This window comes from Streptomyces sp. NPDC020379, assembly GCF_044387105.1.
GTDB lineage: Bacteria > Actinomycetota > Actinomycetes > Streptomycetales > Streptomycetaceae > Streptomyces.
Window position 1 is genome coordinate 201,662 of record NZ_JBIRVR010000001.1, and the last position, 24,154, is coordinate 225,815.

A 24,154-nucleotide genomic window follows, 5' to 3' on the forward strand; every position below is an offset into this window, starting at 1 on the left:
CCCTGCTGGGCGGGGTGGGATGCGGCAATGAAGGAACGCATCGGCTCTCCCGTCGTCGTCATGGCAGTCATGGCGTGTGCATGTGCCGAGGGACGACGCTGGCCCTCTGCGAAGAAATTTGGTGCAGGTTACATGATGGGGCGCTTCTCAAAAAGCGGAAGACCTGGTCCAGCATGCGGACGCTGCTGACGAGTGGCAGCCCCCGGGAACCGTGGGATCACCCGGCCCGGCGGTGCCGGGCGCGGCGCGGCGTAGGCGGCGTTGCCCGCTGCGCTCCGGGGAGTGTGCCCGAACGTCAAAGGCTTGAAACCGCGAGGTAACGCGCACGTTATGCGGCAGCCCGCATAAGCATCACCCCAATGCGGTGCCGAACGCAATACCGAGGAGGTAAGTCACACCCGCGGCGGCGCCGCCGAGCACCAGCTGGCGCAGCCCGCTGTACCACCAGCTGCGCGCGGTGACCCGGGCCACGACGGCACCGCAGCCGAAGAGGCCGGCGAGGGCCAGCAGCACGGCGGGCCACAGCTCGGTGGCGCCCAGGAGATAGGGCAGGACGGGCAGCAGCGCGCCCAGGGCGAAGGAGCCGAAGGACGAGACGGCGGCGACCGTGGGCGAGGGCAGGTCCGAGGGGTCGATGCCGAGCTCCTCGCGCGCGTGGATCTCCAGCGCCTGCTCGGGATCGCTCGACAGCTGCCGGGCGACCTCGCGCGCGAGCTCCGGCTCGACACCGCGCGAGACATACAGCGCGGCGAGCTCCGCCTGCTCGTCGGCGGGGTGCTTGCGCAGCTCGCGGCGCTCCACGTCCAGCTCGGCGAGGACGAGTTCGCGCTGCGAGGCGACCGAGGTGTACTCACCGGCGGCCATCGAGAACGCGCCCGCCGCGAGTCCGGCCAGGCCGGTGATGACGATGGTCTGCGAGGAGGCGGAGCCGCCCGCGACGCCCGTCATCAGGGCGACGTTGGAGACGAGTCCGTCCATGGCACCGAAGACGGCGGGGCGCAGCCAGCCGCCGTTCACATCGCGATGCGTGTGGTTGTCGCGGTGGGCCACGTGTGGTGCCTCAACCGCATCGAGGACAGACATTGCTCCGGTGCTCCCTTTCCCCACGGGGCGGGTCGCTCGTTCGCTCGCCCCTTGCGTCGAAGGTACGCACGAATGGGGTGGCGGCGCTAGCAAGGAAGGCCGAACTTACCTCTGTGACCTGCGGGTTTGTGGTTTCCCTCGGAGAATTCCGCTGCGTGGGGCGGGGTGCGGGTTCGCGGCTGAGGGGGGCCTTCGTGGGGGCGGGGTCAGGGTGCGGGTCCGTTGCGCCCGCGGCGGGCCTTTCCCCACCCCGCCCCTTCCCGAGACCGGGGGCGAGCCCCCGGACCCCGGCAACACGGCTTCGCCGCGTGCTCCTCGAATACCGGGACGGGCTGGATTCGCTGGTCACGGTCCGCGAAATCCAGCCCGGCCCGGTATTCGAGGACAAACCCACCCGCGAAGCTCAGGACTTGGCGGCCGGCTTCTCCGTCGGCGAGGACTCCTCGACGGCGGCCGGTTCCACGACCTGCTCCCTGCCAGGGCACCGCTTCGCGGAGATGATCATGTAGGCCACCGCGGCGACGAAGACGACCATCGAGGTCCAGTCGTTGAGCCGCAGGCCCCACAGGTGGTGGGCGTCGTCGACGCGGAGGTATTCGAACCAGAAGCGTCCCACCGTGTATGCCGCGACATAGAGCGCGAACGCCCGGCCGTGCCCCAGCGTGAAGCGCCGGTCGGCCCAGATCACCAGGCCCGCGATGAGCAGGCACCACAGCGACTCGTAGAGGAACGTCGGGTGGTACGTCCCCGCGAGCCGGCCGATCGCCGGGTCCGCGTCGATCTTGAGGGCCCAGGGGAGGTCGGTCGGCTTGCCGTAGAGCTCCTGGTTGAACCAGTTGCCCCAGCGGCCGATCGCCTGGGCCACGGCGAGACCGGGCGCGAGGGCGTCCGCCCAGGCGGGGAGAGGGATGCCGCGGCGGCGGCAGCCGATCCACGCGCCGACCGCACCGAGTGCGACCGCGCCCCAGATGCCGAGCCCGCCCTCCCAGATCTTGAAGGCGTTGACCCAGTCGCGCCCCGCACCGAAATACAGCTCGTAGTCGGTGATCACGTGATAGAGCCGGCCGCCGACGAGCCCGAACGGCACCGCCCACACGGCGATGTCGGCGACCGTCCCGGCCCGTCCGCCCCGTGCGATCCAGCGCCGGTTGCCGAGCCAGACGGCGACGAAGACGCCGATGATGATGCAGAAGGCATAGCCGCGCAACGGGATTGGTCCGAGATGGATCACTCCGGTCGACGGGCTGGGAATGTAAGCGATGTCCATGGCAGCACTGACGCTACCTTGCGGGGCCGCACGGACGGCAACCCGCCCGGCGCAACAGCTGCGTAACGCCCCTAGCCCTGGGCCGCTCCGACCATCTGCCGCAGCTTGTCCGGGGTCAGCGGATGGGTCTGGTCGCCGTAGATGCTCTTGCCGTCGAGCAGGATCGTCGGCGTCGCGTGGTAGGAGGACTTGCTGAAGGTCTCGTGGGACTTCTTGACCCAGCTGTTGTGGGTGCCGTCGTCGACGCACTTCTCGAAGGCGGGGCTCTTCAGCCCCTCGACCTGACCGGCGAGCTCGACCAGGCGGGCCTTCTTGCCGTAGGCGTCGTCGGTCTCCTCCGGCTGGTTCTTGTAGAGCACGTCGTGGTACGCGGCGAACTTCCCGGCGTCCTGCGCGCACGCGGCCGCGTTGGCGGCGTTGAGGGAGCCCTTGCCGCCGAGGTTGTTGTCGATCAGGGTGACCAGGTGGTACTCGGCCTTGAGCCGGCCCTTGTCCTCCAGGTCGTGGACGGTGTCGCGGAAGGCGTTCTCGAACTGGCCGCAGCCGGGGCAGCGGAAGTCCTCGTAGACGGTCAGGGTGGCCTTCGCCGTGGACCTGCCGACCGGGATCATCACATTGTCCTTGCCCATGGCGCCCTGGGGGGCGACCAGCGGGCCGGCGGTCTCCTGCTTCTTGCTCTTGCCGGAATGGGCCACCAGGGCACCGATCCCGGCGCCCGCGCCGAGGACGGCGACCACGATCACGCCCGCGATGACGCCCCGCTTCCGTTTGGCGCGGGACTCCTCCCTCTGGCGCTGTTCCTGCAGCCGCTCACGGGCGCTGCGCTTCCCATCAGAGTTCTTCTGGCTCACGTCCCCGTAAACGAACCGGAGGCACGGCCTGCGCGCCCCCGGTCGTCCGGTTCCACCAAAAGAGTTAGCCGCGCTTACGGACGCCCGCGGCCAGTTCACCCGCCAGGGTGCGCACGGCGGCGAGGCCCGCTTCGAGGTCGGGTGCCTCCAGCAGCCGCTTGACGAAGGCGGAGCCGACGATGACGCCGTCGGCGAACTGCGCGACCTCCTCCGCCTGCCGGGCGTCGGAGACGCCGAGGCCCACGCAGACGGGCAGCTCGGTGACCGCCCGGGTGCGCCGCACCAGTTCCTGCGCCTCCTGCCCGACGGACTCGCGGGTGCCGGTGACGCCCATCAGCGACGCCGCGTAGACAAAGCCGCTGCCCGCCGCCGTGATCTTGGCGAGCCGCTCGTCGCGGCTGCTCGGCGCGACCACGAAGACCGTGGCCAGGCCGTGCTGGTCGGCGGCCTTGCGCCAGACCTCGGACTCCTCGACCGGGAGGTCGGGCAGGATGCAGCCCGCTCCCCCGGCGGCGGCGAGATCGGCGGCGAAGCGCTCGACGCCGTAGGCGTCCACCGGGTTCCAGTAGGTCATGCACAGCACCGGCGCGCCCGTCGCGGCGTGCGCCTCGCGGACCGTACGGATCACGTCGACGATCTTGACGCCGCCGCGCAGGGCGATGTCGTCGGCGGTCTGGATGACCGGGCCGTCCAGGACCGGGTCGCTGTGCGGCAGGCCGACCTCGACGATGTCGCAGCCGCCTTCGAGCATCGCGGTCACGGCCCGCACACCGTCGTCGACGGCCGGGAAGCCGGCCGGGAGATAGCCGACGAGCGCCGCGCGGTTCTCCGCCCTGGCCGCCGTCAGCACCGAGCTCAGCAATTCGATGTTGCCCGCCATCAGTTGGCCCCCTCGCCCGTCGCACCGTCGTACAGCCCGAAGTAGCGGGCCGCCGTGTCCATGTCCTTGTCGCCCCGCCCGGAGAGGTTGACCAGGAGCAGGCCGTCGGGGCCCAGCTCCTTGCCGATCTCCAGCGCGCCCGCGAGCGCGTGCGCGCTCTCGATCGCCGGGATGATGCCCTCGGTGCGCGAGAGCAGCCGCAGCGCCTGCATGGCCTCGTCGTCGGTGACGGCGCGGTACTCGGCGCGGCCGGTGTCCTTCAGATAGGAGTGCTCCGGGCCGATGCCGGGGTAGTCGAGCCCGGCGGAGATGGAGTACGGCTCGGTGATCTGGCCGTCCTCGTCCTGGAGGACGTAGCTGCGCGAGCCGTGCAGGATGCCGGGGGTGCCCGCGGTCAGGGTGGCCGCGTGCTCGCCGCTGGCGACGCCGTGGCCGCCGGGCTCGCAGCCGATGAGGCGGACGCCGGCGTCGGGCAGGAAGGCGTGGAAGAGGCCGATGGCGTTGGAGCCGCCGCCGACGCAGGCCACCGCGGCGTCGGGCAGCCGCCCGGCCCGCTCCAGGATCTGCCGCCGGGCCTCGACGCCGATCACCCGGTGGAAGTCGCGGACCAGCGCGGGGAAGGGGTGGGGGCCGGCGACCGTGCCGAAGAGGTAGTGCGTGCGGTCGACGTTGGCGACCCAGTCGCGGAACGCCTCGTTGATGGCGTCCTTGAGGGTGCGGCTGCCGGACTTCACGGCGATGACCTCGGCGCCGAGCATGCGCATGCGGGCGACGTTCAGCGCCTGGCGCTGGGTGTCGACCTCGCCCATATAGATGGTGCATTCGAGGCCGAAGAGCGCGCAGGCGGTGGCCGTGGCGACGCCGTGCTGGCCGGCGCCGGTCTCGGCGATGACGCGGGTCTTGCCCATGCGCTTGGTGAGCAGCGCCTGGCCCAGCACGTTGTTGATCTTGTGCGAGCCGGTGTGGTTGAGGTCCTCGCGCTTGAGGAACACCCGGGCGCCACCGGCGTGTTCGGCGAAGCGCGACACCTCGGTGAGGGCGCTGGGGCGGCCGGTGTAGTTGACCATGAGGTCGTTGAGCTCGGCCGCGAAGGCGGGGTCCGCCTTGGCCTTCTCGTATTCGACGGCGACCTCGTCCACCGCGGCGACGAGGGCCTCGGGGATGAACTTGCCGCCGAAGGCGCCGAAGTAGCCTTCGGCGCTCGGGACGTGACCCTCCGGGTCCGGGACGAAGAATTCGGAGGACATACGGGTACTCCTCAGGCAGATGTGTGACGGTGCGAACGGTCAGGGCGCGCTCGCGCCGCACCATCGCATCCCGTTGATCTGCCCCGGCTCACAGCCGATGTGGTACCGCACGCGCCGGCCGAGCACGCGGCGCGCGGGCGCGCGGCAGCCCCGGGGACGGCATCCCCGGGCCAGGCGCGCGTACGTCCCCACGGTGCGGTCAGCTCCGCCCGTGCCGCAGGGCCGGGTGGGCGCCGGCGGCGACCAGGTCGGCCACCGCGCCCTTGGGGTCGCGCCCCGTCACCAAGGACTCCCCCACGAGCACCGCGTCGGCGCCGTCGTTGGCGTACGCGATGAGGTCGTGCGGGCCGCGGACGCCGGACTCTGCGATCTTGATGATGTGGTCCGGGATCTCGGGTGCGACACGGGCGAAGTTGCCGCGGTCGACCTCGAGGGTCTTGAGGTTGCGGGCGTTGACGCCGATGATCCGGGCGCCGGCGTCGACCGCGCGCTGGACCTCCTCCTCGTCGTGGACCTCCACGAGGGGGGTGAGGCCGATGGACTCGGCGCGCTCGATGAGGGAGACCAGGGCCTCCTGCTCCAGAGCCGCGACGATCAGCAGGGCCAGGTCGGCGCCGTAGGCGCGGGCCTCCCACAGCTGGTAGGCGGTGACGATGAAGTCCTTGCGCAGCACCGGGATGTCGACCTTGGCCCGGACGGCCTCCAGGTCGGCCAGCGAACCGCCGAAGCGGCGCTGCTCGGTGAGCACGCTGATGACGGCCGCGCCGCCCGCCTCGTAGTCCGCGGCGAGCCCCGCGGGGTCGGCGATCGCGGCGAGGGCGCCCTTGGAGGGGCTGGAGCGCTTGACCTCGCAGATCACGCTGACGTTCTCGCCGCGCAGGGCGGCCACCCCGTCCTTGGCCTGCGGGGCCTTGGCAGCCCGCTCCTTGAGCTCGTCGAGGGTGACGCGCGCCTGCCGCTCCGCGAGGTCGGCACGGACTCCGTCGATGATCTCGTCGAGCACACTCACGCGAGCGGCCCCCTTCCGGACTCGGATGGTCTGGGCTGGTGGGGCGGAAACTCCTCACCAGGCATTGTGATGGTACTTGCCATGGACCGAAGGATTCGCATCCGGTTGACGCCGGTGATGTCACATGGCGCGTTTGCTGTGTTTCCCGTGTCCGGCGGGTTCCCGCGCGCTAGGGCACCAGCCAGGACCCGCAGGGCAGGTTGCGTACGACCGTGAACGCCAGCAGCAGCGCGCCGGCCGCCCACCAGTGGGGCGCGCGCAGCGGCAGCCGTACGCCGTCCCGCCCGCGCAGGGCCGCGCGCACCCAGGCCAGCCACAGGGCGAGGAAGGCGGCGTACGCGGCCACGGCCGCCGCGTTCGCGCCCAGTGCCGCCGGGAGGTCGCCGTGGGCGAGCGCGTGGACGCCGCGCAGTCCGCCGCAGCCGGGGCAGTACAGGCCCGTCCAGCGCAGCAGCGGGCAGGCGGGGTAGTGGCCGGGCTGGTTGGGGTCGACGGCGCCGATCCAGGCGAAGGCCGCGGCGATCGCGGCGGCGACGCCGGCCGGGGCGGCGAGGCGGCGCACCGGGCCCGGGGGGCGCGGGAGCGCGGCCGCGGGGGCCGCCACGCGGTCGTCCGGCGGGCTGTCGGCGCTGTGCGTCACAGTGGCAGTCTGCGCCGGACAGCACGAAGGCGCAGCACGGGGCCGACGTCCTTGCGTCCGTACGGGCCCGGGCCGCGCCTCGGTGAGCGAGCGGGGTGGATCAGCCCTGGGTCGCGGGCCGGCCCTTCGCGCGGCCCTTGGGCTCCATGCCGTAGCCCATCAGGCGCATGATGCCGCCGACGACGCCGCCGAGCAGGACGATGCCGATGCCCGCCCAGAACCCGACCGGGTTGGCGATCACCATGAACGCACCGCCGACGCAGAAGCCGATGAACGAAATGATGACACCGGTCCAGGCGGCCGGGGTGTGTCCGTGGCTGCTACCCGCCATGACTATGACTCCTCGTTGCTGTGGCGCGCCCGCGGGCGCGGAGAACGCTCATGGTCATTGTCCCCGACGCCCGGGGGTGCCTTGAGTTGGGGGTGGGGCGTGTTCCCGGCCGTCTTTCACGGCCGCTTCCCCGGGCCCTCGCCGGGGGGAGTCGCGTGCGCTCCGCCGGGCTCGCCGGTGGGGTCCTCGCCGCGGTCGAGCGCCTTCCAGAGCTCCTCGGGGCGCTCGGGGTCGGGGGCGGTGCGGGGGCGGCGCGGGCGGGGGGTGCCGTCGCGCTCGTAGCGGCCGGACATCGCGGGCCAGTGCTGTCCGTAGCGCAGGGCGAGGAGCCCGGCGAGGAAGATCAGGACACCGCCCGCGAGGGCGACCCACGGCCACGGGGTGCGGCTGATGTGGTCGACGGCGGTGCTGGTCAGGCCCTGGGCCTTGGCGGCCTTCTCCTCCAGGGCGCTGGTGTCGAAGGCGCCGGTGGCGGCACCGGCGACGATCCCGGCGCCGCAGAGGGTGAGGACCGCGGCGACGACGGTGCGCCAGACGCCGCGGACGGCGAAGACGGCGACGAGCGTGGCGAGGCCGACGACGGCCAGCGCGCCGGGCAGGCCGTTGACGTCCTGGCCGCTGACCTGCTTGGAGACGGCGGTCTGGGCGATGTCGGCGGCCGCCGTGCCCTCGGCCCAGGTGCGGCCTCCGGCGAGGAGGACGAGCGTGGCTCCGGCCGCGCCCAGCAACAGGGCGGCGGCGACACTGCGCCGCCGGGCGCCACCGGCGCGGGGGGCGGCGGGCTCGGCATGGGGACGGGGGTGGGGTACGGCTGCGCTCACGGTTACCACTATCTCTTGTGTCGCCGGTCCGGGCGCCCGGGGGTCCCCCGAGGGGTGTCCGGGCGCCCGGACCGCGGGTCAGGCGCGGGGGGCGAGCCGGTTGGCGGAGTGCACGGCGCGCAGGACGGCGGCGGCCTTGTTGCGGCACTCCGCGTCCTCGGCGGCCGGGTCGGAGTCGGCGACGACGCCGGCGCCCGCCTGGACGTAGGCGGTGCCGTCGCGGAGCACCGCGGTGCGGATCGCGATGGCGGTGTCGGAGTCGCCGGCGAAGTCGAGGTAGCCGACGCAGCCGCCGTAGAGGCCGCGGCGCGCGGGCTCCAGCTCCTCGATGATCTGCATGGCGCGGGGCTTGGGCGCGCCGGAGAGGGTGCCGGCGGGGAAGCAGGCGGTGAGCACGTCGAAGGCGGTGCGGCCTTCGGCGAGGCGGCCGGTGACGGTGGAGACGATGTGCATGACGTGGCTGTAGCGCTCGACCGACATGAAGTCGACGACTTCCACGCTGCCCGGTTCGCAGACCCGGCCGAGATCGTTGCGGCCGAGGTCGACGAGCATGAGGTGCTCGGCGCGCTCCTTGGGGTCGGCCATCAGCTCCTCGGCGAGGGCCGCGTCGGTCTGCGGGGTGGCGCCGCGCGGGCGGGTGCCGGCGATCGGGTGCACCATGGCCTGCCCGTCCTCGACCTTGACCAGCGCCTCCGGGCTGGAGCCGACGATGTCGAAGCCGTCGAAGCGCAGCAGGTACATGTACGGGCTGGGGTTCGTGGCCCGCAGGACGCGGTAGACGTCGAGCGCGGAGGCGGCGCAGGGGGTCTCGAAGCGCTGCGAGGGCACAACCTGGAACGCCTCGCCCGCGCGGATGCGCTCCTTGATGTCGTCGACGGCCGCCATGTAGTCCGGGCCGCCCCAGCGGGCGGTGTACTCGGGGAGTTCGGAGGGCGGCAGGGCGGTGGGGTCGGTGGGGACCGGGCGGCACAGGTCGGCGGCCATGGCGTCGAGGCGGGCGACGGCGTCCGCGTACGCCTCGTCGATGCCCGTGTCGAGGTCGTTGTGGTTGATCGCGTTGGCGATCAGCAGGACCGTGCCGTTCCAGTGGTCGAGCACGGCGAGGTCCGAGGTGAGCAGCATGGTCAGTTCGGGCAGGCCGAGGGTGTCCTCGCCGTGCTCGCCGATCTTCTCCAGGCGGCGGACGATGTCGTAGCCGAGATAGCCCACCATGCCGCCGGTGAAGGGCGGGAGTCCGGTGCCCTCGATGAGGTCGCGGGGGGTGTGCAGGGCGTCGACGGTGGCGCGCAGGGCCTGCAGCGGGTCGCCGTCGGTGGGGACGCCGACGGGCGGGGTGCCGAGCCAGTGGGTCCGCCCGTCGCGCACGGTCAGGGTGGCGGCGCTGCGGACGCCGACGAAGGAGTAGCGGGACCAGGTGCGGCCGTTCTCGGCGGACTCCAGCAGGAAGGTCCCGGGGCGCTCCGCGGCGAGCTTGCGGTACATGCCGACGGGGGTGTCCCCGTCGGCGAGGAAGCGCCTGGTCACCGGGATGACCCGGCGGTCCTTCGCGAGCGTACGGAAGGTGTCGGCGTCGGGCGTGATGTCACCCGTGGTCATGGCAGCCATGGCAGCGGAGCCTACTGGCCCAGCGGCAGGACATCGGCATCGAAGCAGGTGCGGTCGCCGGTGTGGCAGGCCGCGCCGGTCTGGTCGACCTTCACGAGCAGGGTGTCGCCGTCGCAGTCGAGGGCCACGGACTTCACGTGCTGGACGTGGCCGGAAGTGTCGCCCTTGACCCAGTACTCCTGGCGGCTGCGGCTCCAGTAGGTGCAGCGGCCGGTGGTGAGGGTGCGGTGGAGGGCCTCGTCGTCCATCCAGCCGAGCATGAGCACCTCGCCGGTGTCGTACTGCTGGGCGATGGCGGGAACCAGTCCGTCGGCGCTGCGCTTGAGGCGGGCGGCGAGGGCGGGGTCGAGGGCGGTGGTGCGGGGGCGAGCGGTGCCGGTCATGGGTCCATTCTGCCTTCAGGCCGTGGCCTTCCCGAAGAGCCGCCGTCCCGCAGCCCCGAGGAGCCGCCGTCCCGGAGAGCGGACGGGCGCGCGGGCCGTGGTCGTGATCCGGAGCCCGGCGGCGGGGGTGTCAGTGGCGTACGGCATGCTTCGACCATGACCTCTCCGCCGCCGCCGAACTCCCCCGAACCGCCCCGAGACGGCGGTGGGTTCGGCCCGCCCCAGAGCTTCGGGCCGCCGCCGGCCCAGCCTCCCGCCCAGCCGCCCGCGCAGCCTTACGGCCAGCCGTACGGGCCGCCGCAGGGTGGGCCGGGCTACGGGCAGCAGCAGGGTTTCGGCCAGTACGGGCAGCAGTTCGCGCCGCCGATGCCGCCTCCCCCGCCGCCGCCGTCGGGTGGCAGCGGCGCGAAGGTGGCGGCGATCGTGGTCGCCGTCGTGCTGGTGGCGGGCCTGGTCGTCGGCGGGATCATCCTGACCTCGAAGGGCGGCGGCGGTGACGCCAAGGCCAAGGGGAAGAGCTCGCCGAGCCCGTCGGTGACGTCGTCCGCGCCGTCCACGGCCGCGAGCGAGCCCGGGGGTCCGTCGGACCCCACGCCCTCCGCGTCCTCGTACCCGTCGCTGCCCGGCGACCAGCGGGTGCCGTACGTGGTGCTCAAGCCGGGCCAGTGCTTCAACCACCCGAGCCTGAGCACCACCGGCATCTCCACGGTCGTCACCGTGTCGTGCGACGGCACGCACGACGGCGAGGTGATATCCAACGCGACGCTGACGGGCTCGTTCGACGCCGAGCAGGCGATCCAGGACAAGGCCAAGGACCTGTGCGAGCCCGTCGCGCAGAAGCGGGTGGGCTCCATATCCGACGGCCGTACGTACTACTCGTACGTGCTGTATCCGGCGAAGCTCACCTACGACCACGGCCAGAACCGGATCACGTGCGCGATCACCCGCAGCATCACGCCGGGCGGCGACAAACTGACGGCGCCGCTGCCGGACTGACGCGGACCGCCGCGGCGCCGTGGCACGGGCGGGGCGGCGGTCGTAGGGTGGCCGCATGTCGACCCACGCACAGCGCGAACGTCTGCTCCTGGCCGATCTGTTGGAGACCGTGGGCCCCGGCGCCCCGACGCTCTGCACCGGCTGGCAGGCCCGTGACCTCGCCGCCCATGTCGTCGTGCGGGAGCGCCGCTCCGACGCGGCCGCGGGGCTGGTGATCAAGGCGCTGGCCCCGCGCCTCGAGCGGGTGCAGGCCGAGTTCGCCGCCAAGCCGTACGAGGAACTGCTCCAGCTCATCCGCACCGGGCCGCCGCGCATGTCGCCGTACGCCCTCAAACAGGTCGACGAGGCGGCCAACACGGTCGAGTTCTTCGTGCACACGGAGGACGTCAGGCGCGCCCAGCCGGAGTGGACGCCGCGCGAGCCGGACCCGGTGTTCGCGGACGCCCTGTGGGCCCGGCTGGAGCGGGTGGCGCGGATGCTCGGCCGAAAGTCGCCGGTGGGCCTGGTGCTGCGCCGCCCCGACGGCCGCACCGCGGTGGCCCACCGGGGCACGCCGGTGGTGACGGTGACGGGTGAGCCGGGAGAACTGACCCTGTTCGCGTTCGGCCGCCAGGCGGCGGCGCGGGTGGAACTGGACGGCGACGAGAACGCGGTGGCCAAGCTCCAGCAGGCGTCGCTGGGGCTGTAACCGGCAGGGTGAGGCGCAGGCGCGCCCTTTACAAGGCGCGCCTGACCGCGCGGCCGGCCACCACCGGCCCGAGGCCACGCGTCAAAAGCAGGACAACGGCGAGAGGTGCCCCGGCGGGCGCGGCGGGTCCCGGGGGCGCGGCCCCGGGGCGGAGAGCCGCCGCGCCCCCGGGTGGCCCTCAGCGGGCCGGGTGCCCCGCGGCCCGCAGCGCCGACTTCACATCCGCGATCTTCAGATCCCCGAAGTGGAAGACGGAGGCGGCCAGCACCGCGTCCGCCCCGGCCGCCACGGCCGGGGCGAAGTGCTCCAGCCGTCCGGCGCCGCCGCTCGCGATCACCGGCACGGAGACGTGCTTGCGCACGGCCGCGATCATCTCGGTGTCGTAGCCGTCCTTCGTGCCGTCGGCGTCCATGGAGTTCAGCAGGATCTCGCCCGCGCCCAGCTCCGCCGCGCGGTGGGCCCACTCGACGGCGTCGATGCCGGTGCCGCGGCGGCCGCCGTGCGTGGTGACCTCGAAGGAGCCGTCAGCGGTACGCCGGGCGTCGACGGAGAGCACCAGCACCTGGCGGCCGAAGCGCTCGGCGATCTCCTGGATCAGCTCGGGCCGGGCGATGGCCGCGGTGTTGACGCCGACCTTGTCGGCACCGGCGCGCAGCAGCTTGTCGACGTCGCCCGCGGTGCGGACGCCGCCGCCCACGGTCAGCGGGATGAAGACCTGCTCGGCGGTGCGGCGCACTACGTCGTAGGTCGTCTCACGGTCGCCGGAGGAGGCGGTGATGTCGAGGAAGGTGAGTTCGTCGGCGCCTTCCTGACCGTAGATCTTGGCCATTTCGACGGGGTCGCCGGCGTCACGCAGGTTCTGGAAGTTGACGCCCTTGACGACCCGGCCGTTGTCCACGTCCAGGCAGGGGATGACTCGGACCGCGAGGGTCATGTGCTCGTTGCTCCTCGATACGCTTCCAGTTCCACTTCGACCAGCACGCGCGAGTCGACGAAGCCGGAGACGACCACGAGGGTCGCCACGGGCCGCACCGCGTCGAAGAACTCCTTGTGGGCGCGGCCGACCGCGTCCACGTCCCGCGCGTGGGTCAGATACATCCGGGTGCGGAGCACGGACCCGGGGCCGAGTCCGAACTGCTCCAGGGCGGCGAGGGCGTTGGCGAAGGCCGCTTTGGCCTGCTCATAGGGGTCGCCCTCGCCGTGCAGCACGGAGCCGTTGAACGGCAGGGTTCCGGCCACCAGGACCCGGTCCCCCGCCGCGACAGCGCGCGCACCACCGAAGGTCTCTTCCCAGGGACTGTCGCTTCGCACGCGCTGCACGGCTTCGCTCATACGGACACTGCCTCCAGGGCCTCTTCCAAGGTGAACGCCTTGGCGTAGAGGGCCTTCCCCACGATGGCGCCTTCGACGCCCTCCGGTACCAGGTTGGCGATCGCCCGCAGGTCGTCAAGGGAGGAGACGCCGCCGGAGGCGACTACCGGCCGGTCGGTCGCGGCGCAGACGTTCCTCAGGAGCTCCAGGTTGGGGCCCTGGAGCGTGCCGTCCTTGGCGATGTCGGTGACGACGTAGCGGGCACAGCCCTCGGCGTCGAGGCGGGTGAGGGTCTCGTAGAGGTCGCCGCCGTCGCGGGTCCAGCCGCGGCCGCGCAGGGTGGTGCCCTGGACGTCGAGGCCGACGGCGATCCGGTCGCCGTGCTCGGCGATGACCTTGGCGACCCACTCGGGGGTCTCCAGGGCGGCGGTGCCGAGGTTGACGCGGGTGCAGCCGGTGGCGAGGGCCGCGGCGAGCGAGGCGTCGTCGCGGATGCCGCCGGACAGCTCGACCTTGATGTCCATGGAACGGACGACCTCGGCGATCTGCGGCCGGTTGTCGCCGGTGCCGAAGGCGGCGTCGAGGTCGACGAGGTGCAGCCACTCGGCGCCGGCGCGCTGCCAGGCGAGGGCGGCGGAGAGCGGGTCGCCGTAGGAGGTCTCGGAGCCGGAGGCGCCGTGGACGAGGCGGACGGCCTGGCCGTAGCGGACGTCGACGGCGGGGAGGAGTTCGAGCTTCGGCATCACGGGGCTCACAGGGTCTCGATCCAGTTGGTCAGCAGCTGGGCGCCGGCGTCGCCGGACTTCTCGGGGTGGAACTGCGTGGCGCACAGCGGCCCGTTCTCCACGGCGGCGATGAAGGGCTCGCCATGGGTGGCCCAGGTGACCTGGGGCGGCCGGATGTGGTCCGCGGTGATCTCGAAGCCCCACTCACGCACGGCGTAGGAGTGCACGAAGTAGTAGCGGGTCTCCGCGTCGAGGCCCGCGAAGAGCCGGGAGCCCTCGGCGGGGGTGACGGTGTTCCAGCCCATGTGCGGGACGACGGGAGCCTTGAGCGGCTCGACCGTGCCGGGCCACTCGTCGAGGCCCTCGGTCTCGACGCCGTGCTCGATGCCGCGCTCGAAGAGGATCTGCATGCCGACGCAGATGCCCATGACGGGACGGCCGCCGGCGAGCCTGCGGCCGACGACCCAGTCGCCGCGGGCGGCGCGCAGGCCCTTCATACAGGCTTCGAAGGCGCCGACGCCGGGGACGAGCAGCCCGTCGGCGTTCATGGCCGCCTCGTAGTCGCCGGTGATCTCGACGTCCGCGCCGACGTGGGCGAGGGCGCGCTCGGCGGAGCGGACGTTGCCGAAGCCGTAGTCGAAGACGACGACCTTCTTGCGGTCGCTCATGCCCAGACCTCCAGCCGCATCACGCCCGCGACGAGGCACATCGCGCAGCCGATGCCGAGCAGCACGATCACGCCCTTGGGGAGGCCCTGCTTGTAGAACGAGATCATGCCGCCGAGGAGGAAGAGCCCGACGACGATCAGGATGGTGGACAGGCCGGTCACAGGGCGCCCTTCGTGGAGGGAAGGATTCCGGCGGCGCGCGGGTCGCGCTCGCTGGCGTAGCGCAGCGCGCGGGCGAGGGCCTTGAACTGGCACTCGACGATGTGGTGGGCGTTGCGCCCGTAGGGGACGTGCACGTGCAGGGCGATCTGGGCCTGCGCGACGAAGGACTCCAGGATGTGCCGGGTCATCGTCGTGTCGTAGGAGCCGATCATGGGCGCCATGTTCTCGGGCTCGGTGTGCACGAGATAGGGACGGCCGGAGAGGTCCACGGTGACCTGGGCGAGGGACTCGTCCAGGGGGACCGTGCAGTTGCCGAAGCGGTAGATGCCGACCTTGTCACCGAGGGCCTGCTTGAAGGCGGCACCGAGCGCGAGGGCGGTGTCCTCGATGGTGTGGTGGCTGTCGATGTGCAGGTCGCCGTCGGTCTTGACGGTGAGGTCGAAGAGCCCGTGCCGGCCGAGCTGGTCGAGCATGTGGTCGTAGAAGCCGACCCCGGTCGAGACGTCGACCTGTCCGCTGCCGTCGAGGTCTATCTCGACGAGGACGGAGGTCTCCTTGGTGGTGCGCTCTACGCGGCCCACGCGGTTCATCGGTTGGTCTCCTTGCAGATGTGCCGTTCGCGACGCGCGGTTCGGGGCTCGAACCCCGGGCGATGCAGCAGGCGGCCCACACCGTTCATCGGCTCTCCTTGCGAATGGTGCGCACGGCGTCGAGGAAGGCGTCGTTCTCGGCGGGGGTGCCCGCGGTGACCCGCAGCCATCCCGGTACGCCGTTGTCCCGGACCAGGACGCCCTGGTCGAGGATCGCCTGCCACGCCTCGTGGCTGTCCGGGAAGCGGCCGAACTGGACGAAGTTCGCGTCGGACTCCGTCACCTCGAAGTCCATGGCCCGCAGCTCGGCGACGATGCGGTCGCGTTCGGCCTTGAGCTGTTCGACATAGGTGAGGAGCGTGTCCGTGTGCTCCAGGGCCGCGAGGGCGGTGGCCTGGGTGACGGAGGACAGGTGGTACGGCAGCCGTACGAGCTGCACGGCGTCGACCACCGCGGAGTGCGCGGCCAGATAGCCGAGCCGCAGCCCGGCGGCCCCGAACGCCTTGGACATCGTGCGGGAGACGACGAGGTTCGGCCGGCCCTCGATGAGCGGCAGCAGCGAGGGCCGGTGGCTGAACTCGCCGTACGCCTCGTCGACGACGACCAGGGACGGCTTGGCCGCCTGCGCCGCCTCGTACAGACGCAGGACCGTGTCCGCCTCGACGGCCGTGCCCGTGGGGTTGTTGGGCGAGCAGACGAAGACCACGTCGGGCCGCTGCTCGGCGATGGCGGCGACGGCCGCGTCGGTGTCGATGGTGAAGTCGTCCCGGCGGGGGCCGGCGATCCAGCCGGTGCCGGTGCCGCGCGAGATCAGCGCGTGCATCGAATACGACGGCTCGAAGCCGATCGCGGTGCGGCCGGGCCCGCCGAAGGTCTGGAGCAGCTGCTGGATGATCTCGTTGGAGCCGTTGGCCGCCCAGACCTGGTCCATGGTGACCTCGTGGCCCGCGGTGCGGGTGAGGTACTTCGCGAGCTCGGTGCGCAGCTCGACCGCGTCCCGGTCGGGGTAGCGGTTGAGGTGCCGGGCGGCCTCCGTGACGCGCTCGGCGATGCGGGCGACGAGGGGCTCGGGCAGCGGGTAGGGGTTCTCGTTGGTGTTCAGGCGTACGGGCACGTCGAGCTGGGGCGCTCCGTACGGGGACTTGCCGCGCAGCTCGTCCCTGATGGGGAGATCGTCGATGCCTGTCACTTACTTGGGGACCTTCCAGTCGAACCTTGCCTTCAGCGCGGCTCCGTGTGCGGGCAGGTCCTCGGCCTCGGCGAGCGTGACCACGTGGTGGGTGACCTCGGCGAGGGCGTCGCGGGTGTAGTCCACGACGTGGATGCCGCGCAGGAAGGACTGGACCGACAGGCCGGAGGAGTGGCAGGCGCAGCCGCCGGTGGGCAGCACGTGGTTGGAGCCGGCGCAGTAGTCGCCGAGGGAGACCGGGGCGTAGGGCCCGACGAAGATCGCTCCGGCGTTGCGGACGCGCGCGGCGACCTCGGCGGCGTTCGCGGTCTGGATCTCCAGGTGCTCGGCGCCGTAGGCGTCCACGACGGCGAGGCCGTGGTCGATGTCGTCGACCAGCACGATGCCGGACTGGCGGCCCGCGAGGGCGGGGACGATCCGGTCCTCGATGTGCTTGGTGGCCGCGACCTGGGTCTGGAGTTCCCTCTCGACGTCCTTCGCCAGTTCCTCGGAGTCGGTGACGAGCACGGCGGCGGCCAGCGGGTCGTGCTCGGCCTGGCTGATGAGGTCGGCGGCGACGTGCACGGGGTCGGCGGTCGCGTCCGCGAGGATGGCGATCTCGGTGGGGCCGGCCTCGGCGTCGATGCCGATGCGGCCCTTGAGCAGCCGCTTGGCCGCGGCGACCCAGATGTTGCCGGGGCCGGTGACCATGTTGACCGGGCGGCAGTCCTCGGTGCCGTAGGCGAACATGGCGACGGCCTGGGCGCCGCCCGCGGCGTGGACCTCGTCGATGCCGAGCAGCGCGCAGGCCGCCAGGATCGTGGGGTGCGGCAGGCCACCGAAGTCGGCCTGGGGCGGGGAGGCGACGGCCATCGAGCCGACGCCGGCCTCCTGGGCGGGCACCACGTTCATGATCACGGACGAGGGGTAGACCGAGCGGCCGCCCGGCACATAGAGCCCGACGCGGTCGACGGGGACCCAGCGCTCGGTGACGGTGCCGCCGGGCACCACGGTGACGGTCTTGTCGGTGCGCCGCTGCTCGCGGTGGACGACGCGGGCGCGGCGGATGGACTCCTCCAGCGCGGCCCGCACCTCGGGGTCGAGCTCCCGGAGGGCGGCGGTGATCCTCTCGGGCGCGACCCGCACCCGGTCGATGGTGACGCCGTCGAACCGCTCCGCGTAATCGATCAAGGCCGCGGTGCCACGATGATGCACGTCCTCGCAGATGGGCCGCACCTTCTCCAGGGCGGCCTCCACGTCGAGTTCGGCTCGGGGCAGCAGATCGCGGTCGACGCCGGAGGCGGTGCCGCGCAGATCGATTCGGGAGATCACAGGGTCAATTGTCTCAGACACGTCCCGGCACACGGCTCCCTGTACCAATCAGTGATACGCGCCGCCGGGCGCCACGAACCTCTCACCATGGGTGTTCAAGCGGTCACGAGGCGGGAATGGGGACGGTACCGAGTGGTATGCGTGGCGGAAGGGGGCACGGTCCGTGACCGATCCGCACGACGGCGAACCACCCACCGGGCTGGATCTCTCGACCGCCGAATGGGGGATGTGGCAGGCGTTCCGGATGGGCAGTACCCACGATCTGCGCGCCCCGGAACCCGAGCGCAACGACCCCCGCGGCCCGCACCCCTGGGGCCCGGAGCGCAGCGTGCGCGCCCGGATCGTCGCCCTGCTCCTCCTGGACGGGCCGCCCGCCCAGCCGGGCCGGGTGACGGCGCTCAAGCTCAACGGCGTACGGATCACGGGCACGCTCGACCTCTCGGGCGGCACCGTCGTCCCGTACGTCGAGATGGTCGGCTGCCGCTTCGACCAGCGGGTGCTGCTGCCGGAGTGCCACTTCACCACGCTGCGGCTGGTCGGCTGCACCATGCCCCGGCTGGAGGCCGCCAGGCTGCGGACGGAGGGCGATCTGCACCTGCCGCGCTGTGTCGTGCAGAACGGCATCCGCCTGACCGACGCCCACATAGGGACCGACCTGCTGCTCAATCAGCTGGTGGTGCGCCGGGACCGGCGGGGGGTGTCGATCGCCGCCGACGGCATGTCCGTCGGGCAGGACCTCCAGGCGGAGCTGATGCGGTCGTACGGCGAGCTGAGCATGCGCGGCGCGACCATAGGGGTCTCGCTCAGCCTGCGCGGCAGCACCCTCAGCAATCCGTACGGTCGGCGGGCGCTGAACGCCCCGCAGATGACGGTCGAGCGCACCCTCTATCTGACGACGGCCGGGTACAGCAGCGCCGCCTTCGCGAGCGGTTTCACTCCCCCGTACGGCATCGTCACCACCCCCGAGCGGGGCACCCGCACGCAGCGCTTCGAGTGCCAGGGCGGGGTGCGGCTGGACGACGGGCGGTTCGGTGACGCGGTGGACTTCAGCCAGGCGCGCTTCACGCTGGAGGCGGACCAGGAGCTGTCGCTGCGCCGGATCCAGACGCCCGAGCTGCGCTTCCTCGGCGAGTGGGGACAGCGCGGCCGGGTCGTCCTGTCGGGCGCCCGGGTCGTCAATCTCGTCGACCGGGCGGAGAGCTGGCCGGGGCCCGGCGGGCTGGTGATGGCCGGTTTCTTCTACGAGAACCTGATACCGCTGGGCCACTTCCCGTTGAGCGGACGGCTGGAGTGGGTGGCCGCCGCGACCCCGGAGTACGCGCCGGAGCCGTACGAGCGGCTGGCCGGTGTGCTGCGGGACAGCGGGGAGGACGCCGAGGCGCGGGCGGTGCTGCTGGCCAAGCAGCGCAGACGGCGGGAGACGCTGCCGCCGGCGGGCAAGGCGTGGGGGTATCTCCAGGACTGGACGGTGGCGTACGGCTATCGCCCGGGGCGGGCCGCGGTGTGGATGGTGGTGCTGTGGGCCGCGGCCACGGTCTATTTCACCTGCCACCCGCTGGAGCCCATCAAGGAGCACGAGGGGCCCGCGTGGAATCCCGGGCTGTACGCCCTGGATCTCCTGCTGCCGGTCATCGACCTGGGCCAGGGGCAGTCCTGGCGGCCGACGGGAGTGGCGCAGTGGGTGGTGGCGGCCCTGATCCTGCTGGGCTGGGTCCTGGCGACGACGGTGGCGGCGGGGGCGTCCCGCCTGCTGCGCCGCCAGTGAGCGCGGGCCGGTGCGGAGGGCCGCGGGGAAAAGGCCCGACCGGCCGACCGTCCAGGCCATTAGGCTACGGGCTGTGACCACCGCTCGCCTCCCCCTGTTTCCCCTCAACACCGTGCTGTTCCCCGGCCTCGTCCTCCCGCTGAACGTCTTCGAGCAGCGCTACCGCGCTCTGATGCGCGATCTGTCGGAGCTGCCGGAGGACGAGCCGCGCCGTTTCGGGGTCGTCGCCATCCGCGACGGCCACGAGGTCGCGCCCACCGCGCCGGGCCTGCCGGAGGGGGCCCGGCCGGAGCCGGGGCCGGCGTCCGGTTTCGGCGCCGATCCGCTGAGGTCGTTCTATTCGGTCGGCTGTACGGCGGAGGCGGCCACGATCCGCGAGCGCGCGGACGGCACGTTCGAGGTGCTCTCCTCCGGGACGAACCGCTTCCGGCTGCTGTCCGTCGACGCCTCGGGCCCCTATCTGACGGGCGAGGTGGAGTATCTGGAGGAGGAGCAGGGTGACGGGGCGGGCGCGCTGGCCACCGGGGTCGTACGGGCCTTCCGCGCGTACCAGAAGCGGCTGGCGGGCGCGGCGGAGAGCTCGCTCGCCGGGCAGGTGGATCTGCCCGGGGAGCCGTCCGTGCTGTCGTATCTGGTCGCGGCGGCGGCGATGCTCGACACGCCCGCGAAGCAGCGGCTGCTCCAGGCGCCCGACACCGCGAGCAGGCTCGCGGAGGAGCTGAAGGTGCTGCGGGCCGAGACCGCGGTGATCGCCAAGCTGCCGTCGCTGCCCGCGGTGGACCTCACCCAGCAGCCGACCAGCCCCAACTGAGCGCGGCCGGGAGGGCGCGGTGACGAAGCGGAAGAACCAGCGGTCCGGCGGGACCCCGGCGATCGTCGCCCTGGAGCGGGCGGGCGTGCCGTTCACGGTGCACGCGTACGCGCACGACCCCGCCGTGGCCTCCTACGGCGAGGAGGCGGCCGAGGCGCTGGGCGTCGATCCCGGGCAGGTCTTCAAGACGCTGGTGGCGGAGGTGGACGGCGCGCTGACCGTGGCGGTGGTGCCGGTGTCCGGGTCGCTCGACCTCAAGGCGCTGGCGACGGCGGTGGGCGGCAAGCGCGCGGCGATGGCCGACCCGGCGGCCGCCGAGCGCGCGACGGGGTACGTACGGGGCGGGATCTCGCCGCTGGGGCAGCGCAGGAAGCTGCCGACGGTGCTGGACGCATCCGCGGACTCGTACGCCACCGTCTGCGTCTCCGCGGGCCGCCGCGGTCTGGAGGTCGAGCTCTCCCCGGCCGGCCTGGCGGCCCTCACGGACGCGGTCCTCGCCCCGGTCGCCCGGGGCCGGTAGCGGGAGGACGGGGCTCGGGTCCCGTCCTCCCGCCGGCGGCCGGCTACTTCTTCGGGCCGAACTCCTTGTCGATCACCGAGATGAAGTCCTCCTTGGCGATCGGCGGGTTGGCCGAGTTCGGGGTGGTCAGCTTCTTGTCGTTGTGCAGGAGCGTGGGGGTGCCGTTGATGCCGTTCTTGCCGAAGAGCTTGCCCATCTCCAGACCCCACTTGGCATAGGTGTGGTCGTTGACGTTCTTCTCGAAGTCCTTGTTGCCCTTGAGGGCCGGGACCTGCTGGGCGACGTCGAGGAGCTTCTTGTTGTCGGCGTAGGCGTCGTCCGTCTCCTCGGGGTGGTTCTGCTTGGAGTAGAGCGCTTCCTTGTACTCGACGAACGCCTCGGGGCTGACGTTGAGCGCGGCGCCGAGGGCGCTGACGGCGTTCTTCGAGCCGGAGCCGCCGGCCGGGGTGTCGTCGATGAAGTTGACCATGACGAAGCGGACCTTGTAGCGGCCGTCCTTGACGTCCTGGCGCAGCTGCTCGCCGGAGTTCTGCTCGAACATGGCGCACACGGGGCAGCGCACGTCCTCGAAGAGGGTGAGGGTCTCCTTGGCCTTGGGATCGCCGATGACGATCTCGTTGCCGTTCTCACCGGTGGTGTTGGCGGGCTTGACGAGGTCCTTCTTCGCCATGGCCGCCCACTCGCCCTTGCCGGAGCCGCCCTTGTCGTTCATGTTCGACACGGCGTAGCCGATGCCGCCCGCTATCGCGAGGACGACGACGATCGACCCGGCGACGAAGAACTGGCGGCGGGCCTTGTCCTTCTTGACCTGGCGTTCGCGCTCGGCGCGCAGCCGCTCGCGGGCGGCCTGCTTGTTCTGGGGGTTGTTGCGGTTGCTCATGATGTCTTCTCCGGTGAAGTACGGATGGGGGGACCGCTGTGCTGGGGGCAGTGCGTCAGGCAGCTGCGAGGCACAGGGGCGGTCCGCGCCGTACGACGGAGTGGACGAGGAGCGGGAGGGTGCGCGGGGGCGGTACGCGGCGCGCGGGGCGGCCCGGGGCCCGGTGGGGCCGGGCGCCCGCGGTGAGCGCGGCGACGGCCAGCAGCAGCGGGCGGAAGGCGAACGCGGCCACCGCGCGCAGCAGCCGGGCCAGGGCCACCTCGCCGCGCCGCAGCCAGGCGGCGGCCAGCAGGCCCACGGTGATGTGGCAGGCGAGCAGCAGCCAGGGCAGGGCGGCGGAGTCCGCGCCGGTGGCGGGGGCGCCCTGCCCGGCGATGTGGGCGATCGGGGTGCCGAAGTCGCCGCCGCGGCAGACCAGGTCGACGCCGATGGAGTGCAGCGGGCCCGCTATCGGGCCGCCCGCCCGTCCGTAGCACGCCTGCTGGCCGGTGGTGAAGACGGTGTCGGCCGTCAGCTCCAGCGGGATGAGCAGGGAGGCGATCCGGCCGTAACCGCGCTCACGGTCGGCCAGTGCGTAGGCGATCGCGAAGAACGCGGCGGACAGCACGGCGACGGTGGAGACGGGCAGCGGCGTCCGGGAGAGCAGGACGTGGGAGGCGGCGGAGAGCGTGACGCAGAGCGCCGTGAAGAGCGTCGCACGCAACGCCCTCAGTCGAACTCCCGTCCCCTCCATGAAGCGGAAGTTTGCCACGCTCTCGGGTAAGTGTCGTGTCAAGATTCGGCATCGTTGGCGGGGACGGGACGCCTGGGGCGCAAGGGGCCGAAGAGGTCAGGACTTCAGCTTCTCGTCGAGCGCCTTGGTGAGCTGGTCCGGGGTGATCGGGGCGTTCTTGCCGTCCGGCCCGGTCAGCTTCTTGCCGTCGAGCTTGACGGTCGGGGTGCCGGTGATGTCCTTGTTGGTGTCGAAGGCGTCGGACACCTCCAGGGCCCACTTGTCGAAGGTGCCGTCCTCGACGTTCTTGCGGAAGTCGGCGTTGCCCTTGAGCGCCGGGACCTCGTCCGCGATCTTCAGCAGGACGTCGTCCTTGGCGAAGTCGTCCTTCGTCTCCTGCGGGTGGTTGTCCTTGGCGTAGAGGGCCCTGTTGTACGCGCTGAACGCCTCGGGGCTGACGTTGAGGGCGGCGCCGAGCGCGCTGAGGGCGTTCTTGGAGCCGGTCCCGTTGAGGTTGCGGTCGATGAAGGTCGCGATGTGGTACGAGACCTTGTACTTGCCGTCCTTGACGTCCTTGTCGATCGTCCCGCCGACGTTCTGCTCGAAGACCGAGCAGATCGGGCAGCGCATGTCCTGGAAGAGGTCCAGGGTGTGCTTGGCCTTCGGGTCGCCGATGACGATCTCGGTGCCCTTGTCGCCCGCGGTGTTGGCGGGCTTGACGAGGTCCTTCTTCGCGGCGGCGGTCCAGCCGGAGTCCGAGCCGCTCTTGCCCATCTGGGAGACGGCGACGCCGATGCCCGTGGCGACGGCGAGGATCGCGACGACCGAGCCGCCGACGACGAGCTGGCGGCGCGTCCTGTCCTTCTTGGCCTGGCGCTCGCGCTCGGCGCGCAGCCGCTCGCGGGCGGCCTGCTTGTTCTGCTGGCTGTTGCGCTTGCTCATGGGTGACTTCTCCGTGTGTGGTGCTGTGGTCCTTTGCTGCTCAGGCGGGGGCGGCGCCGAGCGGCGGACCACGGCGGACGACGGAGTGCGTCAGCCAGAGCGGGGTATCGGGCACGCGCGCGTGGCGCACGGGCCGGACGCGCGCGCCGCCCGGCCGTGTGACCAGGGGGGCGGCGGCGGGCGGGAGGGGCCGGAAGGCGGCCGCGGCGACGGCGGTCAGCAGCCGGACGGCGGCGGCCTCGCCGCGGCGCAGCCAGGCGGCGGCCAGCAGGCCCACGGCGATGTGCCCGGCGAGGAGCAGCCAGGAGGCGGTGTCCGGGCCGGTGACCGGTGCGAAGGGGCCGTGGAGCGCTCCCCCGCCGCAGAGCGCGGTGAGCGCGCCGGGGACGGGGTGGCCGTCCGTGCCGAAGCAGGTGCGCTGTCCCGTGGTGAAGACGGCGTCGGCGGCCAGTTCCAGGGGGACGAGCAGGGCGGCGATGTGGCCGAAGCGGCGCTCGCGGCCCGCGAGGGCGTAGGCGAGCGCGAAGACTCCGGCCGAGGTGGCGGCGACGGCCGGCAGGGGCAGGGCGACGCCGGACAGCAGGACGTGGGAGGCAGCGGACAGCAGCACGCACAGCGCCGTGAAGACCGCCGCCCGCGCCGCCCTCGGGGCCGCCGCCGAAATGTCCATGACTGACGAGTCTGTCATGGGTCCCGGGTAAACGTCGACCAAAGCCCCGAGGCGTCCCGGCGGGCCCTCGGCTGTCAGTGGGGGCCGGTAACCTTCAA

The 24,154-nt window shown here is 72.3% G+C and carries 30 protein-coding genes; 5 read left to right on the forward strand and 25 right to left on the reverse strand.

Annotated elements, in window-relative coordinates:
- Positions 1-351: 351 nt before the first annotated feature.
- From ACH427_RS00920 to ACH427_RS00980, 13 genes are all read right to left on the reverse strand, one after another.
- Positions 352-1,083: a VIT1/CCC1 transporter family protein gene (locus ACH427_RS00920; protein ID WP_398867196.1), complete on the reverse strand. Its 732-nt coding sequence runs from the start codon at positions 1,081-1,083 to the stop codon at positions 352-354.
- Between the two features lie 403 nt (positions 1,084-1,486).
- Entirely contained in the window at positions 1,487-2,350 is an 864-nt protein-coding gene (gene lgt / locus ACH427_RS00925; protein ID WP_398867197.1) for a prolipoprotein diacylglyceryl transferase, read from the reverse strand.
- A gap of 71 nt (positions 2,351-2,421) precedes the next feature.
- On the reverse strand, positions 2,422-3,201 hold the full coding sequence (locus tag ACH427_RS00930) for a DsbA family protein (RefSeq protein ID WP_398867198.1): 780 nt from the start codon (positions 3,199-3,201) through the stop codon (positions 2,422-2,424).
- A gap of 64 nt (positions 3,202-3,265) precedes the next feature.
- On the reverse strand, positions 3,266-4,081 hold the full coding sequence (gene trpA / locus ACH427_RS00935; protein WP_398867199.1) for a tryptophan synthase subunit alpha: 816 nt from the start codon (positions 4,079-4,081) through the stop codon (positions 3,266-3,268).
- Positions 4,081-5,328, reverse strand: coding sequence for a tryptophan synthase subunit beta (trpB, locus tag ACH427_RS00940; RefSeq protein ID WP_398867200.1), 1,248 nt, complete (start codon positions 5,326-5,328; stop codon positions 4,081-4,083). Before trpB ends, trpA begins: the two co-directional genes overlap by 1 nt.
- Before the next feature lie 39 nt (positions 5,329-5,367).
- A complete protein-coding gene (gene trpM, locus ACH427_RS00945; RefSeq protein ID WP_398867201.1) occupies positions 5,368-5,520 on the reverse strand; it encodes a tryptophan biosynthesis modulator TrpM in 153 nt (50 codons plus the stop codon).
- A 7-nt stretch (positions 5,521-5,527) separates the two neighbouring features.
- A complete protein-coding gene (gene trpC / locus ACH427_RS00950) occupies positions 5,528-6,337 on the reverse strand; it encodes an indole-3-glycerol phosphate synthase TrpC (RefSeq protein WP_398867202.1) in 810 nt (269 codons plus the stop codon).
- 169 nt (positions 6,338-6,506) lie between these two features.
- Entirely contained in the window at positions 6,507-6,977 is a 471-nt protein-coding gene (locus ACH427_RS00955) for a DUF2752 domain-containing protein (RefSeq protein WP_398867203.1), read from the reverse strand.
- A gap of 100 nt (positions 6,978-7,077) precedes the next feature.
- Complete coding sequence (locus ACH427_RS00960; RefSeq protein WP_398867204.1) at positions 7,078-7,308, reverse strand: HGxxPAAW family protein; 231 nt, start codon at positions 7,306-7,308, stop codon at positions 7,078-7,080.
- A gap of 116 nt (positions 7,309-7,424) precedes the next feature.
- Positions 7,425-8,129: a TIGR02234 family membrane protein gene (locus ACH427_RS00965; protein WP_398867205.1), complete on the reverse strand. Its 705-nt coding sequence runs from the start codon at positions 8,127-8,129 to the stop codon at positions 7,425-7,427.
- Between the two features lie 78 nt (positions 8,130-8,207).
- The gene (locus ACH427_RS00970; RefSeq protein ID WP_398867206.1) at positions 8,208-9,734 is read right to left on the reverse strand and encodes an anthranilate synthase component I; all 1,527 of its coding nucleotides are present in this window, start codon (positions 9,732-9,734) and stop codon (positions 8,208-8,210) included.
- 11 nt (positions 9,735-9,745) lie between these two features.
- Positions 9,746-10,117 (reverse strand): phosphoribosyl-AMP cyclohydrolase, encoded by a 372-nt coding sequence (gene hisI, locus ACH427_RS00975; RefSeq protein WP_398867207.1) that lies wholly within the window; start codon positions 10,115-10,117, stop codon positions 9,746-9,748.
- A gap of 15 nt (positions 10,118-10,132) precedes the next feature.
- The gene (locus ACH427_RS00980) at positions 10,133-10,264 is read right to left on the reverse strand and encodes a hypothetical protein (protein WP_398867208.1); all 132 of its coding nucleotides are present in this window, start codon (positions 10,262-10,264) and stop codon (positions 10,133-10,135) included.
- A 9-nt stretch (positions 10,265-10,273) separates the two neighbouring features.
- Between ACH427_RS00980 and ACH427_RS00985 the strand changes: the two genes are divergently transcribed.
- Both ACH427_RS00985 and ACH427_RS00990 read left to right on the forward strand, forming a co-directional pair.
- Positions 10,274-11,113 carry a septum formation family protein gene (locus ACH427_RS00985; RefSeq protein ID WP_398867209.1) on the forward strand — a complete coding sequence of 280 codons (840 nt, stop codon included), beginning with the start codon at positions 10,274-10,276 and terminating at the stop codon, positions 11,111-11,113.
- A 55-nt stretch (positions 11,114-11,168) separates the two neighbouring features.
- On the forward strand, positions 11,169-11,801 hold the full coding sequence (locus ACH427_RS00990; protein WP_398867210.1) for a TIGR03085 family metal-binding protein: 633 nt from the start codon (positions 11,169-11,171) through the stop codon (positions 11,799-11,801).
- Between the two features lie 178 nt (positions 11,802-11,979).
- Here ACH427_RS00990 and hisF read toward each other — a convergent pair whose 3' ends face one another.
- The 8 genes from hisF to hisD all read right to left on the reverse strand — a co-directional run bounded on the left by hisF (position 11,980) and on the right by hisD (position 17,756).
- Complete coding sequence (gene hisF / locus ACH427_RS00995; RefSeq protein ID WP_398867211.1) at positions 11,980-12,735, reverse strand: imidazole glycerol phosphate synthase subunit HisF; 756 nt, start codon at positions 12,733-12,735, stop codon at positions 11,980-11,982.
- A complete protein-coding gene (locus tag ACH427_RS01000; protein ID WP_361529593.1) occupies positions 12,732-13,133 on the reverse strand; it encodes a Rid family hydrolase in 402 nt (133 codons plus the stop codon). The genes hisF and ACH427_RS01000 overlap by 4 nt, the downstream gene beginning before the upstream one ends.
- Positions 13,130-13,855 carry a bifunctional 1-(5-phosphoribosyl)-5-((5-phosphoribosylamino)methylideneamino)imidazole-4-carboxamide isomerase/phosphoribosylanthranilate isomerase PriA gene (gene priA, locus ACH427_RS01005; protein WP_398867488.1) on the reverse strand — a complete coding sequence of 242 codons (726 nt, stop codon included), beginning with the start codon at positions 13,853-13,855 and terminating at the stop codon, positions 13,130-13,132. Before priA ends, ACH427_RS01000 begins: the two co-directional genes overlap by 4 nt.
- An 8-nt stretch (positions 13,856-13,863) precedes the next feature.
- Positions 13,864-14,505 (reverse strand): imidazole glycerol phosphate synthase subunit HisH, encoded by a 642-nt coding sequence (gene hisH / locus ACH427_RS01010; protein ID WP_398867212.1) that lies wholly within the window; start codon positions 14,503-14,505, stop codon positions 13,864-13,866.
- Positions 14,502-14,666, reverse strand: a complete 165-nt coding sequence (locus tag ACH427_RS01015; RefSeq protein WP_361529599.1) for a hypothetical protein — start codon at positions 14,664-14,666, stop codon at positions 14,502-14,504. The genes hisH and ACH427_RS01015 overlap by 4 nt, the downstream gene beginning before the upstream one ends.
- Positions 14,663-15,256 (reverse strand): imidazoleglycerol-phosphate dehydratase HisB, encoded by a 594-nt coding sequence (hisB, locus tag ACH427_RS01020; protein ID WP_361529602.1) that lies wholly within the window; start codon positions 15,254-15,256, stop codon positions 14,663-14,665. The genes ACH427_RS01015 and hisB overlap by 4 nt, the downstream gene beginning before the upstream one ends.
- Before the next feature lie 85 nt (positions 15,257-15,341).
- Complete coding sequence (locus ACH427_RS01025) at positions 15,342-16,445, reverse strand: histidinol-phosphate transaminase (RefSeq protein WP_398867213.1); 1,104 nt, start codon at positions 16,443-16,445, stop codon at positions 15,342-15,344.
- The gene (hisD, locus tag ACH427_RS01030; protein ID WP_398867214.1) at positions 16,446-17,756 is read right to left on the reverse strand and encodes a histidinol dehydrogenase; all 1,311 of its coding nucleotides are present in this window, start codon (positions 17,754-17,756) and stop codon (positions 16,446-16,448) included.
- A gap of 163 nt (positions 17,757-17,919) precedes the next feature.
- Here hisD and ACH427_RS01035 point away from each other — a divergent pair, with 163 nt between their 5' ends.
- From ACH427_RS01035 to ybaK, 3 genes are all read left to right on the forward strand, one after another.
- Positions 17,920-19,521, forward strand: coding sequence for an oxidoreductase (locus ACH427_RS01035; protein ID WP_398867215.1), 1,602 nt, complete (start codon positions 17,920-17,922; stop codon positions 19,519-19,521).
- A 73-nt stretch (positions 19,522-19,594) separates the two neighbouring features.
- Positions 19,595-20,332 (forward strand): LON peptidase substrate-binding domain-containing protein, encoded by a 738-nt coding sequence (locus ACH427_RS01040; protein ID WP_398867216.1) that lies wholly within the window; start codon positions 19,595-19,597, stop codon positions 20,330-20,332.
- 19 nt (positions 20,333-20,351) lie between these two features.
- Positions 20,352-20,852 (forward strand): Cys-tRNA(Pro) deacylase, encoded by a 501-nt coding sequence (gene ybaK / locus ACH427_RS01045; protein WP_398867217.1) that lies wholly within the window; start codon positions 20,352-20,354, stop codon positions 20,850-20,852.
- Between the two features lie 43 nt (positions 20,853-20,895).
- Here ybaK and ACH427_RS01050 read toward each other — a convergent pair whose 3' ends face one another.
- The 4 genes from ACH427_RS01050 to ACH427_RS01065 form a co-directional block, all read right to left on the reverse strand.
- On the reverse strand, positions 20,896-21,732 hold the full coding sequence (locus tag ACH427_RS01050) for a DsbA family protein (protein WP_398867218.1): 837 nt from the start codon (positions 21,730-21,732) through the stop codon (positions 20,896-20,898).
- Between the two features lie 55 nt (positions 21,733-21,787).
- Positions 21,788-22,465, reverse strand: a complete 678-nt coding sequence (locus ACH427_RS01055; protein ID WP_398867489.1) for a hypothetical protein — start codon at positions 22,463-22,465, stop codon at positions 21,788-21,790.
- Positions 22,466-22,561: 96 nt separating this feature from the next.
- Entirely contained in the window at positions 22,562-23,386 is an 825-nt protein-coding gene (locus ACH427_RS01060; protein ID WP_398867219.1) for a thioredoxin domain-containing protein, read from the reverse strand.
- 40 nt (positions 23,387-23,426) lie between these two features.
- The gene (locus tag ACH427_RS01065; protein WP_398867220.1) at positions 23,427-24,056 is read right to left on the reverse strand and encodes a hypothetical protein; all 630 of its coding nucleotides are present in this window, start codon (positions 24,054-24,056) and stop codon (positions 23,427-23,429) included.
- Positions 24,057-24,154: the final 98 nt, after the last annotated feature.